The sequence below is a fragment of the Streptomyces chiangmaiensis genome (assembly GCF_036281785.1).
GTDB classification, from domain to species: Bacteria; Actinomycetota; Actinomycetes; order Streptomycetales; family Streptomycetaceae; genus Streptomyces; species Streptomyces chiangmaiensis.
In genome coordinates, this window is sequence record NZ_JAYWVC010000042.1 from 1 (window position 1) to 12766 (window position 12766).

Here is a 12766-nt window from a genome sequence, read left to right on the forward strand (position 1 = left end):
GCGTCCCCCTGAACAGAGGCATTGCCGGCCTTGGTACTACTGACCTTCGTGGACCTCGATCCCGAACTCTCCGCACTCGGCGCCCTGGGCGGCTTCTTCGTACTACGCACCGGAGTGGCGCCGCGCGGCCCGCTGCCCACCCTCGCGCACGCGTACGCGACCACCGCATCCGACGCCGCCGCCGACGTTTACCGGGATCCGCTGACTTTTCGCGTCCACAAGGTCGCGCAGAGTCTCCACACCCCCGAGTCGCGGGTCGCCGCCTCCATCGCCCACCAGGGCCTGGTGGCCCGTCTCTGGTGCGCCGCACTCGGATGCGCCGCGCTGTACGACCGGGTTCCCGACCTCGATCCCCGGTGGCTGCACTGGGACCCGGACGGCAGCACGCCCGACGACCTGTGGCTCGGCGAGGTGCACGCGCTGCCCGTCGACGCGCTCGACGTGGTCGTGCGCGAGGCCCACCTCGTTCCGCTCACGGCCGCCCTGGTCTTTCGCCACGGTGTCTCCGCACGGCTGTTGTGGGGCAACGCGGGCTCCGCCCTCGCAGGCGCCGTGCGCATGATCGACCGCTGGGCGCGCACGGGCGGCCGCGTGGACGTCGCCGAGCGGGCCCGCGCGCTGGCCGCCGGGCTGTTCGCTCACCCCGACCTGTCCGGCACCCTCGACGCCGCCACCGGCCGGCGTCGCAGCTGCTGCCTGTATTACCGGCTGCCCGGCGGTGGACTGTGCGGCGACTGCTGCTTCGACCGTCCGCCGGGCCGGGACTGACACACCGGTGGTCTTCCGCAACCGCGGTATCTGGGTGACCATGTGGGAACCAGCCGCTGAGACAGGGGGTTCCGGGTGCGTGTGGGCCTGCTGACCCGGGAGTACCCGCCGGACGTCTACGGCGGCGCGGGCGTTCATGTCGAGTTCCTCGCCAGGGAGTTGCGCTCCCTCACGGACCTCGACGTGCACTGCTGGGGCGAGGGAGGCGCGGGCGGCGTCGTACGCCATCGGTCGTGGCCGGCCCTCGACACCGCCAACGACGCGCTGCGCACCTTCTCGGTGGACCTCTCCATGGCCGCCGGCCTTGAAGACCGTGATCTGGTCCACTCCCACACCTGGTACGCCAACCTCGCGGGTCATCTGGCCAAGCTCCTGTACGGCATTCCGCACGTGATGACCGCCCACTCGCTGGAGCCGCTGCGCCCCTGGAAGGCGGAACAGCTCGGGGGCGGATACGCCCTCTCCGGCTGGGCCGAGCGGACCGCCGTCGAGGCCGCGGACGCCGTGATCGCCGTCTCCGGTGCCATGCGCGACGACATCCTCGACTGCTATCCGGCCCTCGATCCCGCGCGGGTCCACGTCGTCCACAACGGCATCGACACCTCGCTCTACCAGCCGGACCACGGCACGGACGTCCTCGCTCGCCTCGGCCTCGACCCGGGTCGCCCGTACGTCCTGTTCGTCGGTCGCATCACCCGCCAGAAGGGTGTGCCGCATCTGCTGCGTGCGGTGCGGTACATCGATCCCGAGACCCAGGTCGTGCTGTGTGCGGGTGCCCCCGACACACCGGAGATCGACCGCGAGTTCCGGGACCTGTTCGAGGAGCTGAGCGGAAGCCGCGCGGGCGTCCACTGGATCCCGAAGATGCTGCCGCGGCCGGACGTGATCCAGCTCCTCACCCACGCCGCCGTGTTCGTCTGCCCGTCGGTGTACGAACCGCTCGGCATCGTCAACCTCGAGGCCATGGCATGCGGCACGGCGGTCGTGGCCTCGCGCACCGGGGGCATCCCGGAGGTCGTGGACGACGGGCGCACCGGTCTGCTGGTCGATGTGGACGACGACTTCGAGGAGCACCTCGCACGCGCCCTCGACGCGGTCCTCGCAGACCCGGTGGCGGCCAAACGCATGGGCGAGGCCGGCCGGGAGCGCGCGGTGGAGCAGTTCGGCTGGGACACGGTGGCCCGCCGCACGGTTCGCCTGTACGAGGAACTCCTCGAACAGGGGTAGTCATTGAGCAGAGAGCGGCACAACCGGTCTTGGAGGGGCGGCGGCATGCGACGCGGTGGACCTTCGGTGCTGGGAATCGTACTGGCCGGCGGGGAGGGCAAGCGGTTGATGCCGCTGACCACCGACCGCGCGAAACCGGCCGTGACCTTCGGCGGGACCTACCGCCTCGTCGATTTCGTCCTGTCCAACCTCGTGAACGGCGACATCCTGCGCATCTGCGTGCTGACGCAGTACAAGTCGCACTCGCTGGACCGGCACGTCACCACCACCTGGCGGATGTCGAGTCTGCTCGGAAACTACGTCACCCCCGTGCCGGCCCAGCAGCGGCTCGGTCCGCGCTGGTACCTGGGCAGTGCCGATGCGATCCTGCAGTCCCTGAACCTCATATACGACGAACAGCCCGAGTACGTGGCGGTGTTCGGTGCCGACCACGTCTACCGCATGGACCCGCGGCAGATGCTCGCCCAGCACATCGACAGCGGAGCGGGCGTGACCGTCGCGGGCATACGGGTGCCGCGCGCCGAGTCCCCGTCCTTCGGCGTGATCAGCCCCGGCTCGGACGGCCAGACCGTGGAACGCTTCCTGGAGAAGCCCGCCGATCCGCCCGGACTGCCGGACGACCCCGAGCACGTCTTCGCCTCGATGGGCAACTACATCTTCACCACCAAGGCGCTGATCGAGGCGCTTCAGCGGGATGCCGAGGACCCGAACTCCGTGCATGACATGGGCGGTTCGATCCTGCCCGCCCTCACCGACCGCGGTGAGGCACAGCTGTACGACTTCCAAGCCAACCACGTGCCCGGCGAGACCAGCCGCGACCAGGGTTACTGGCGGGACGTCGGCACACTGGACGCGTACTACGAGGCCCATATGGACCTGATCGCCGAGCGGCCGGCCTTCGATCTCTTCAACCGCAGCTGGCCGATCTACACGCACTCCGGCCAGCTGTCGCCCGCCCGCTTCAGCGCCGGCGGCATCGCCAGCGAGTCGATCATCAGCGCCGGGTGCCTGATCCGGGGGCAGGTGACACGGTCGGTGCTGTCGCCGGGCGTCGTCGTGGACCCGGGTGCCGTCGTACAGGGTTCGATCCTGCACGACAACGTCCACGTCGGACGCGGCGCGATCGTGCGCGGAGCCATCCTCGACAAGAACGTCGAGGTGCCGCAGGGCGCGACGGTCGGCGTCAACCCGGACCGGGACACGGAGCTGTACACGGTGTCGAAGGGTGGGGTGATCGCGCTGGGGAAGGGGCAGCGCGTGTCGTAGGCGGACCGGCGGGGTGCTCCCTCCGTGACGGCGGGCGCGCACCGTCGGCCCGACCACCCGAATGACGCACCGGGCGGCACCTCGGCAGGCAGGGGCCACTCCGGACCGCCTATCGTCGCCAATGAGCACCGGCCGATCGGCCAGGAAGCGCGGGCATGCCTCGGCGCAGCGTCCCGGCGAGAAGACGGGGGAACGACGAAAGCGAGGTCGCCGATATGACCGGCGCAGGCATGCAGGTTCCTCGTCCCGGGGGGCGGCCGAGCCGCCGGACGCGCCCCTCGCGCGCCGCCCCCGCGCGACGTCGTCGACCAATGGTGGCCGGCGGCGCCGTCTCTCCCTCCTGGAAGGCGCCGGCCGTCATGACGCCCTCACGGCCGGGCCATCGCTGATCCGGGCCCGCCTCGAGCAGTTCTGCGTCCCCGGGGCGTGACGGCCGGACCCGGAAAGGGCGCGAACTCGCCGCTGCCTTACGGTCGTTCGCCTGTGCCCACCGCCGCGCCGCCGGCTCCCAGTACCGGACGCCCGAACCTCGCGGGTGAGGGACCAGGCACCGATCTTCTGCGACGCGCCCCAGGTCAACCGCTTCGGATACTCCGGAATCTGACATGGCACCACCACCATGTGGACAACGACGTCGATCCTCCGGAGGTCTTCCGAGATGAGATGGACCCGGCGCCTGCGCCTCGCCGCCGCGGTCGCGGTCGCGGCCTCGGCCCTGTTCTCCCCGTCGGCCGCCCCAGCCGCCCAGCCGCCCGACGACAGGCTCACCGACCTGGTCAACCCGTTCATCGGCACGCAGAACGAAGGCAATACATTCCCCGGTGCCGCCGTCCCCTTCGGCATGGTCCAGCTCTCCCCGGACACCGGGCACAGAACCGGTTACGACTACACCCAGCACCGGATCCGCGGCTTCTCCCTCGTCCACCTCTCCGGCGTCGGCTGCGCCATCGGAGGAGACCTGCCCGTGCTGCCCACGACCGGGGATGTCACGGAGACGGACCACGCCAAGTACGCGGCCACGTTCAGTCACGCCAACGAGCAGGCGAGCCCCGGCTACTACCGGGTGCGTCTCGACGACGGCATCGAGGCCGAACTGACGGCGACCGAGCGCACCGGAGTGCAGCGCTACACGTTCCCGGCCACCGGCAAGGCCAACGTGCTGCTCAACGCGGGCCAGGCGCTGCACAAGAACGTCTCCTCCAAGGTGGAGATCCTCGACGACCGCACCGTGCGTACCGCGATCACGGGCAGCGGCTTCTGCCGCTCCACGCGTCCGTACACGGTCTACACGGTCACCCGTTTCAACCGGCCCTTCACCGCGCATGGAACCTGGTACCAGGACTCGATCACCCCGGATGCGACGAAGTCGTCGGGCCCCGGGCGCAACGGGGCCTACGTCACGTTCGACGCGACCAAGAACCGCACGGTGGAGGCGACCACCGCGCTGTCGTACGTCGACGCGCGCGGCGCCGAGGTCAATCTCGCGGCAACGGGTGCCGGTTCGTTCGACGAGGTCCGTGAGGCCGCCCGCCGCGCCTGGGAGGACCGCCTCGACGACGTCCGGGTGCAAGGGGGCGACCGCACTCTGCACACCACGTTCTACTCGTCCCTGTACCGGTCGTTCCTCGCGCCGAACATCGGCAGCGACGCCGACGGCCGCTACACCGGCTGGGACCAGCGGATCCACCACGTCCGGGGATTCACGTACTACCAGAACTGGTCCTTGTGGGACACCTACCGCACCCAGTCCCAGCTGCTGTCCCTGCTCGCCCCGCGAGAGGCGCGCGACATGGCGCTCTCCGTGCTCCGGATCGACGCGGACGGCGGCTGGCTGCCCAAGTGGGGTTACGGCACGGTCGAGACGAACATCATGAGCGGCGACCCGGTCACGCCCTACCTCACCAACGCCTACCAGCAGGGGCTGCTCAAGGGACACGAGGAGCGGGCCTACCGCGCGCTGAAGAAGAACGCCGACGGTGTCCCGCCCGCCGACAGCATGTACGTGGGCCGGGAGGCGAACCGCGAGTACATCGCGAACGGCTTCGCGCCGTACATCAAGGACCGCCCCTACACCAAGCCCGGCGACTCCGACTACCACCACGGAGGCTCGGTGACCCTGGAGTACGCGCTGTCCGACGCGATGCTCGCCCAGATGGCACGCGATCTGGGCCATGACGCGGACGCGGCGCGCTATGCCGCCCGGTCGCGGAACTACCGAAACATCTTCGACCGCTCGACCGGCTTCTTCCGTGCCCGGGACGCCTCCGGCGCTTTCGCGGGACCGGCCGACCCGGCCAAGAGCGTGGGTTTCCACGAGGGCACGGCCGGGCAGTACCAGTGGCTCGTGCCGCAGGACCTGCGCGGTATGGTCGGCCTCATCGGGGGCGACCGTGCGGCCAACGACCGGCTCGATGCCTTCTTCGCCTACGACCAACTGCTCAAGGACCCTGCGAGGACCGCGCGCGAGGTCTGGGTGAACGGGCCGTACGCGTACTACAACGCGGACAAGTACAACCCTCAGAACGAGCCCGACCTCATCGCGCCGTACACGTACCTCTCGACCGGCCAGCCCTGGAAGACGACCGACGTGGTGCACGCGGCGCTGACCCTGTTCACAGACGGTCCGACCGGCATGACCGGCAACGACGATCTCGGCACCATGTCCGCCTGGAACGTGCTCTCGTCGATCGGGATCTTCCCGGTGCAGCCCGGTCATCGCACCTGGGGGCTGACCACACCCGTCTTCGACCGGGTCGACCTGGTGCTGGACCGGGTGTACTACCCCGGCGGCGGACTGACCGTCACCGCGCCCGGCACGTCGGACAGTCGGCGGTACATCCAAGGAGTGCGCGTCGACAAAGCGGCCTACGAACGGACGTACATCACCACCGACACGTTGCGCCGTCCGAGCACGTTGGCGTTCACGGTCGGCGTGCGGCCGTCCGGGTGGGGTACGGCGCCGCAGGCGGCGCCACCCCCACTGAAGTGACCTCGCATGCCTCATAAGTCCCTCCTCTCTCGGAGAGGCGGGACTTAATCTGCTGTTAACTGAGCGTAGCCTGATCGTACTTGACCGTAATCGCCAGTCGGAGGTTGACTTCTTGTTCTCCCATCGTCGACGCGAGGCAAGCCATTGACTTCCGACCTGCTCGCACCACTCGACCTGGCGTTCTGGAACATCGAGTCCGCCCGGCATCCCATGCACCTGGGCGCCCTCGGCGTGTTCGCGTGCAACTCACCCACCGCGGGCGCCCACGCCGCCGACCTGCTGGCGGGCCGCGCCGCCGCGGTGCCGGGGCTGCGCATGCGGATCCGCGACGTCTGGCTGCCGGACGGACGCCTCAGGCGCGCCCTGCCCGCGGCGCGTCTCCCGCTCGCCCTGGGCGGCGCGGCGCGCGAGCCCGCCCCCGACTTCGACCCGCTCGACCACGTACGGCTGCAGGCGCCCACCGCCGACTTCCATGCCGTCGCCGGACGGCTCATGGAGCGCCCGTTGGAGCGCGGCCGGCCGCCGTGGGAGGCGCATGTGCTGCCGGGGGAGTCCGGCACCTCCTTCGCCGTCCTGTTCAAGTTCCACCACGCGCTCGCCGACGGACTGCGCGCACTCACGCTGGCGGCCGCGGTCATGGACCCGATGGACATGCCGACGCCCCGGCCCCGCGCGCAGGAACCCGCCCGCCGCCTCCTGCCGGACATGCGCAGACTCCCCGGTCTGCTGCGCGGCACGCTCGCCGACGTGGGACGCGCCCTCGACATCGGTGCCTCCGTCGCCCTGTCGACCCTCGGGGCGCGCTCGTCGTCCGCGCTCACCTCCGAGCCCAGCGGCACCCGTCGTACCGCCGGCGTCGCCGTCGACCTCGACGACGTGCACCGGGTGCGCAAGTCGTCGGGCGGCACCGTCAACGACGTCCTGATCGCCGTCGTCGCGGGCGCCCTGCGCCGCTGGCTCGACGAGCGTGGCGACGGCAGCGCGGGCGTCGAGCCCCGCGCCCTGATCCCGGTCTCCAACCGGCGCCCGAGCACCGCGCAGCCACAGGGCAACCGGCTCTCCGGCTATCTGATACGGCTCCCGGTGGGCGACCCGGACCCGTTGCACCGGCTGCGGACGGTACGCACGGCGATGGACCGCAACAAGGACGCCGGGCCCAACCGAGGTGCGGGTGCCGTCGCGCTGCTTGCCGACCATGTGCCCGCGCTGGGCCACCGGCTGGGCGGACCGCTGGTCAGCCAGGCCGCCCGGCTCTGGTTCGACATCCTGGTCACCAGCGTGCCGCTGCCCAGCCTCGGTCTGAAGCTCGGCGGCAACCCGCTCACCGAGGTCTATCCGCTGGCCCCGCTGGCCTGCGGTCAGTCCCTGGCGGTCGCGATCTCGACCTACCGCGGCCGGGTCCACTACGGGTTCGTCGCGGACGCCCGTGCGGTGCCGGATCTGGTGCGGCTGGCGCACGCGGTGCCGGACGAGGTGGAGACGCTGCTGGCGGCCTGCCGCGTCTGAGCGGTTCGTCACACCGGGCGAGGGCGGCCGTGCCGATGCACGGCCGCCCTCGGCGCCGTCGCCCCCCGGGGGCGTGCGCCGACGCGGCGGTCCCCGCTGCACCCCGCCCGGCCCTGCCGCGGTTCGCCGATCATCACGGGTTTGGAGACCCGGCCGAGCGCTCCGTAGAATTCGCTGTTCGAAAGCGGGCGCGGTCGGAGCGCTGCGCGGGTGAGTGAGGAACGGCAGCGCGATGACGGTGACAGAGGACGGCCTGGCGGTCGCCGGCTCGGTGGCCACGGACGAGGGGTCGTACGGGCCCGGCATCGACCCGGAGCGTCTGGCCGTCTGCCTCAGCGTGCTCGCGCAACTCGACGACCTCGACGTCGACCACCCCGACGCGATCAAGGTGCGCCGTGCCACCTCGCACATCTACCGCACGGTCAAGCAGCGCCGCCGCCAGGAGCGCCGGGCCGCCAAGACCGCCCACGACAAGGCGGTCACCGAGGCCACGGCAACCGGGTCCGCGCAGCGCATCGACGACGAGACCGAGGGCATCCTGCCGTCGTCGACCACCGACTCCGGCCAGATCGCCGGCATACTCCAGCGCCCGCGCTCCTGCTATGTCTGCAAGACCCGCTACGTCGAGGTCGACCACTTCTACCACCAGCTCTGCCCGCGGTGCGCCGACGAGAACCGGTCCCGCCGCGAGGCCCGCGCCGACCTCACCGGCAAGCGCGCCCTGCTGACCGGCGGCCGCGCCAAGATCGGCATGTACATCGCGCTGCGCCTGCTCCGGGACGGCGCCCACACCACCATCACCACACGCTTTCCGAACGACGCGATCCGCCGCTTCAAAGCGCAGCCGGACAGCGACGCGTGGATCCACCGCCTGAAGATCGTCGGTATCGACCTGCGCGACCCGGCGCAGGTGGTGGCACTGGCCGACTCGGTTGCCGCCGAGGGACAGCTGGACATCCTGATCAACAATGCGGCGCAGACCGTACGCCGTTCCCCGCAGGCCTACAGCGAGCTGGTGGCCGCCGAGTCCGCCCCGTTGCCCGCGGGAGAGCTGCCGTCCGCCGAGGTCATCGGCGCGTTCGGCTCCGGGGCCGTGGCCGCGCTGCCGGTGGCCGGTGGCGGCGCGCTGACCGCGCAGGACGTCACCGGCCTCGCCCTGGTCTCGGGTTCGGCCTCCCTGGAGCGGATCGCGGCCGGTACGGCGATCGACGCGGGCGGGCTCGTCCCGGACCTGCACGACACCAACAGCTGGATCCAGGCGGTCGAGGAGGTCACGCCGGTCGAGCTGCTCGAAGTCCAACTGTGCAACTCGACGGCGCCGTTCATCCTGATCAGCCGTCTGCGGGCGGCGCTGGCCGCCTCCTCGGCCCGGCGCACCTACATCGTGAACGTCTCGGCGATGGAGGGCGTCTTCAGCCGCGGCTACAAGGGTGCCGGTCACCCGCACACCAACATGGCCAAGGCCGCCCTGAACATGCTCACGCGCACGAGCGCCCAGGAGATGTTCGAGAAGGACCGCATCCTGATGACCGCCGTCGACACCGGCTGGATCACCGACGAGCGTCCGCATCCGGACAAGGTGCGCCTGGCGCAGGAGGGCTTCCACGCTCCGCTGGACCTCGTCGACGGAGCGGCCCGGGTATACGATCCGATTGTGCGCGGCGAGCAGGGCGAGGACCTGTACGGCGTCTTCCTGAAGGACTACGTGCCCGGGAAGTGGTGATCCGGGAAGCGGTCCGGAGGGCGGCGACGCGGCACCCCTGACGTGTGGCCTGGCGCCAACCGGGAACTCGGGCTGTCGTGAGTACCGCGCAAGGAGTTCTCATGGCCATTCCACACGAGATCGATCCACGCGCCACCGGCGATCCCCGCAACGTCTACACGAGCGACGAGCAGTTCTACAGGTCGGATCGGCCGGCGATGCCCGTCCTGCCCGAGGACCGGCCGCGCGGTGGCCGGCCAGGTGCCCCGGTGAGGCACCGCGGCACCTGGGCGACCGTCGCAATGGTCGCAGGGATCATCCTCTTGATCCTCGTCGGGATCGCGCTGTTCCCGTGAGCGATCGCCACCGGTCGAGTCGACCGTCACGAGTGAGGTGACGCCTGTGACATCACCTCTGATGCGGCGCCTTTGAGCGCAACCGATGCTGGATGGCGTACGTCCCGGAGGCCGAGGACTCCGGGACGTACCCGGCCCTGATCCGGGTTCTGCCGTCCACCAGCAGGTCCGTGCCGGTGATCCAGCCGGCCGCGTCCGATGCGAGCCAGACCACGGCACGCGCGATGTCCTCGGGCGCGCCGATGCGGCCGAGCGGCAGCCCCGCGGCGATTGCGTCCTCGCCGTCCTCCCGGACGAAGCGGGCCATCTCCGTGCGGACGAGCCCGGGGGAGACCGAGTTGACCCGCACCTTCGGCGCGAGCTGCCGCGTGAGGTGCAGCAGGGCCGCCTTGCTGGTTCCGTAGGCGCCCACGTTCGGGCCGGCATGCCCGGCACCCTCGGTACAGATGTTGACCACGGTGCCGCCGTGCTCGCCCATCCAGGCCCGCCAGGCGCACTGGACGAGCCGCAGTGGCGCCTCCACGTTGACGGTGAACGCATTCCGCCAGCTTTTCGGTTCGGCGTCCATGAGGGGCCGTAGGGCTGGTTGGTCGCCGCGTTGTTGACGAGGACGTCGATCCGTCCGAACGCGCGGAGGGCGAGTTCGGTGAGCTCCCGCAGGTGGGCCGGATCGGCGACGCTGCCCGCGAGCCCTACACCGCCGAGATCCTCCGCGGCCTGTCGTACCGCCCGCGGATCCCGCGCGGTGACGCACTCGCGCACCGGCTCGCGCGAGTGCCCCGCCACGGCCCTTCCGATCCCGCGCGACCCACCGGTGACGAGGGCGACCCTGCCCTGGAGCCCGTACGGCGACGTCATCCGCGTACCGTCTCATGACGCGCCGTCAGAGGACAGGCCGGCGAGGCACGTCAGGGCGAAATTCGTTGGCCGTGCCTGTGGGCGGGCGCCTAGCCTCACGCGCAGAGCGGGCCGTCCCCTCCGGGAAGGTGTGGCTCGCTCTCCTCGCCCTCGACCGGCCGGCCCGGAGCCGCCACCCGTATCGTCCCACCCCGAGGAAGGCGGCCGACCATGAACATCCCCCACATCCTGCTGTCCGGCATCGTCGGCTCGACCGCGTACGGGCTCGCGCACGCCGGTTCCGACGTGGACCGGCTCGGCGTCTTCGCCGCGCCGACTCAGACGCTGCACGGACTGCACCGACCGAAGGAGTCCCACGTCGGCACGGCCCCTGACCGCACCTTCCACGAGGCCGCGAAGTGGTGCCGGCTCGCGCTCCGCGGCAACCCGAGCGCGACGGAACTGGTGTGGCTGCCGGAGGAGTTGTACGAGGTCCGAACAGCACTCGGTGACGAGCTGATCGGTATCCGCAGGTCGTTCCTGTCTGCCCGGCGCGTCCGGGACGCCTACCTGGGATACGCCACCCAGCCGGTCAGGCGGCTCGAGTCCCGCAGTGCAGGCTCCCTCTCCGAGGACCTCCGCAGGCGCACCGCCAAGCACGCCCGCCACCTGAAGCGGTTGTGCCACCAGGGGCTGGAACTGTACGCCACCGGCCACCTGACCGTCCGGCTCGAGGACGCGCAGGAGTACCACGCATTCGGCGATCGTGTGGCCGAGGACGCCACGGTCGCGCGGTCCTTGCTCCGGTACTACGAGAACGCCTTCGACGAGGCGCGCTGCGTACTGCCGCAGGAGCCCGACGAGGCGGCTGTCGAGTCCTGGCTGCACCGTGTCCGCGCCCACTTCTACGCCCCGGAAGCCGCCCGTACCCGCTGAAGCCGGGGCGGGACGGGGGCCGCGCGTCCCGAGGCGGCGATGGCGAGGAGGGACAGCACGGCGCAGGCGGCGTAGGCCGTTCCCGGCCATGCCAGCAGTGCCGGGTACGGGGTGGGGTGCGGCAGCCCGTCTTCCTTGCGGATCAGGAGCGGAACGAGGCGTGTGGCCGTGGCGACGATCCAGGCCGCCAGCGTCACCCGGACGAGTGGCCGGTGACGACCGGGCCCGTGGGCCAGCCACATCATGGACGGCAGGCACCAGATCCAGTGGTGGCTCCACGAAACGGGGGACACCAGCAGCCCGTAGAGCTCGGCGGTGACCAGGATGCCGAGCGGGTCCCGGTGCCGCACGGCGCTCCACAGGGCGTACGCGGCCAGTGCGGTGGCCAGTGCCACGGCCGTCCACCACGCCACCGCGACGGGGGCGTCGGGGCCGAGGAGTCTGCCGAGTGCGCCGCGCAGGGACTGGTTGCGCACGGACCACGAGGGGCCGATGCGCTGAGTCTCCGTCACCAGGGTGAACCAGTAGCGCGCCGACTCCCGCGGGGCGACCGCCCAGGCCAGGACCGTGGCGCCGCCCGCGGCCGTGAGGGCCCAGGCGGCCGCCCGCCATTGCCGTGTCGCCAGCAGATACAGGCCGCCGAAGGCCGGGGTCAGCTTCACCGCGGCCGCCGCACCGAGGGCCGTCCCCCGGGCCGCCGCCGTGCGCGGTACCGCCACCGCCGCCAGGACCAGGGCTCCGAGGATCAGGTTGACCTGGCCCTGGTCCAGGGTGTGGCGCACCGGCTCCAGCCACAGGCCCCCCGCCGTCCAGAGCATGACGCGGGACATCCGGGGACGGTCCCGGCCGGCGGACAGCAGTCGCTCGGTGCAGTAGGCGATCACACCCAGGGCCGCCACGGAGGCCGCCTGCCACAGGACGACCACGGCCGTCCAGGGCAGCTGCGACAGCGGGAGGAAGACCAGCGCGGCGAATGGAGGGTAGGTGAACGGCAGCAGTGGGATCGGCGGGCGGGTGCGCAGCCGGTAGTCGTAGAGGCGGCTGGAGAGCACCAGGGGAGAGCCGTCGCGGTAGACACGCAGATCCAACGGCTCGGGAGAGAAGTGGACGACCGCCAGAAGGTGAACGGCCAGGGACGCGGCCAGGCACCAGCCGGCACGGCTGGTCATCCACTGTCCG

Annotated in this window: 9 protein-coding genes and 1 pseudogene; 8 read left to right on the top strand and 2 right to left on the bottom strand. The window is 71.2% G+C overall.

Annotated elements, in window-relative coordinates; all coding sequences use genetic code 11:
- The first annotated feature begins 30 nt into the window (after positions 1-30).
- From VXC91_RS15455 to VXC91_RS15485, 7 genes are all read left to right on the top strand, one after another.
- Positions 31-768, top strand: a complete 738-nt coding sequence (locus tag VXC91_RS15455; RefSeq protein ID WP_329507832.1) for a (2Fe-2S)-binding protein — start codon at positions 31-33, stop codon at positions 766-768.
- Between the two features lie 75 nt (positions 769-843).
- Positions 844-1995 (top strand): glycogen synthase, encoded by a 1152-nt coding sequence (gene glgA / locus VXC91_RS15460; protein WP_329507833.1) that lies wholly within the window; start codon positions 844-846, stop codon positions 1993-1995.
- A 45-nt stretch (positions 1996-2040) separates the two neighbouring features.
- Positions 2041-3261 carry a glucose-1-phosphate adenylyltransferase gene (glgC, locus tag VXC91_RS15465; protein ID WP_329507834.1) on the top strand — a complete coding sequence of 407 codons (1221 nt, stop codon included), beginning with the start codon at positions 2041-2043 and terminating at the stop codon, positions 3259-3261.
- Positions 3262-3919: 658 nt separating this feature from the next.
- The gene (locus VXC91_RS15470) at positions 3920-6250 is read left to right on the top strand and encodes a GH92 family glycosyl hydrolase (protein WP_329507835.1); all 2331 of its coding nucleotides are present in this window, start codon (positions 3920-3922) and stop codon (positions 6248-6250) included.
- Positions 6251-6394: 144 nt separating this feature from the next.
- Positions 6395-7756 (top strand): wax ester/triacylglycerol synthase family O-acyltransferase, encoded by a 1362-nt coding sequence (locus tag VXC91_RS15475; RefSeq protein ID WP_329507836.1) that lies wholly within the window; start codon positions 6395-6397, stop codon positions 7754-7756.
- A gap of 232 nt (positions 7757-7988) precedes the next feature.
- The gene (locus VXC91_RS15480; protein ID WP_329507837.1) at positions 7989-9479 is read left to right on the top strand and encodes an SDR family NAD(P)-dependent oxidoreductase; all 1491 of its coding nucleotides are present in this window, start codon (positions 7989-7991) and stop codon (positions 9477-9479) included.
- Between the two features lie 101 nt (positions 9480-9580).
- Positions 9581-9814 carry a hypothetical protein gene (locus VXC91_RS15485; RefSeq protein WP_329507838.1) on the top strand — a complete coding sequence of 78 codons (234 nt, stop codon included), beginning with the start codon at positions 9581-9583 and terminating at the stop codon, positions 9812-9814.
- Between the two features lie 52 nt (positions 9815-9866).
- Here VXC91_RS15485 and VXC91_RS15490 read toward each other — a convergent pair.
- A pseudogene (locus VXC91_RS15490) lies at positions 9867-10672 on the bottom strand (SDR family oxidoreductase).
- A gap of 210 nt (positions 10673-10882) precedes the next feature.
- Here VXC91_RS15490 and VXC91_RS15495 point away from each other — a divergent pair.
- Positions 10883-11587: a DNA polymerase beta superfamily protein gene (locus VXC91_RS15495; RefSeq protein WP_329507839.1), complete on the top strand. Its 705-nt coding sequence runs from the start codon at positions 10883-10885 to the stop codon at positions 11585-11587.
- On the opposite strand, the gene VXC91_RS15500 is transcribed toward VXC91_RS15495, so the two are convergent.
- Entirely contained in the window at positions 11557-12756 is a 1200-nt protein-coding gene (locus VXC91_RS15500) for a glycosyltransferase 87 family protein (RefSeq protein WP_329507840.1), read from the bottom strand. The genes VXC91_RS15495 and VXC91_RS15500 overlap by 31 nt on opposite strands.
- Positions 12757-12766: the final 10 nt, after the last annotated feature.

What these genes read in the sequence shown, in the direction of transcription:
- glgC (WP_329507834.1), top strand. Translation starts at nt 2,041, where the DNA reads ATGCGACGCGGTGGACCTTCGGTGCTGGGAATCGTACTGGCCGGCGGG.
- VXC91_RS15470 (WP_329507835.1), top strand. Translation starts at nt 3,920, where the DNA reads ATGAGATGGACCCGGCGCCTGCGCCTCGCCGCCGCGGTCGCGGTCGCG.
- VXC91_RS15480 (WP_329507837.1), top strand. Translation starts at nt 7,989, where the DNA reads ATGACGGTGACAGAGGACGGCCTGGCGGTCGCCGGCTCGGTGGCCACG.
- VXC91_RS15485 (WP_329507838.1), top strand. Translation starts at nt 9,581, where the DNA reads ATGGCCATTCCACACGAGATCGATCCACGCGCCACCGGCGATCCCCGC.
- VXC91_RS15495 (WP_329507839.1), top strand. Translation starts at nt 10,883, where the DNA reads ATGAACATCCCCCACATCCTGCTGTCCGGCATCGTCGGCTCGACCGCG.
- VXC91_RS15500 (WP_329507840.1), bottom strand. Translation starts at nt 12,756, where the DNA reads ATGACCAGCCGTGCCGGCTGGTGCCTGGCCGCGTCCCTGGCCGTTCAC.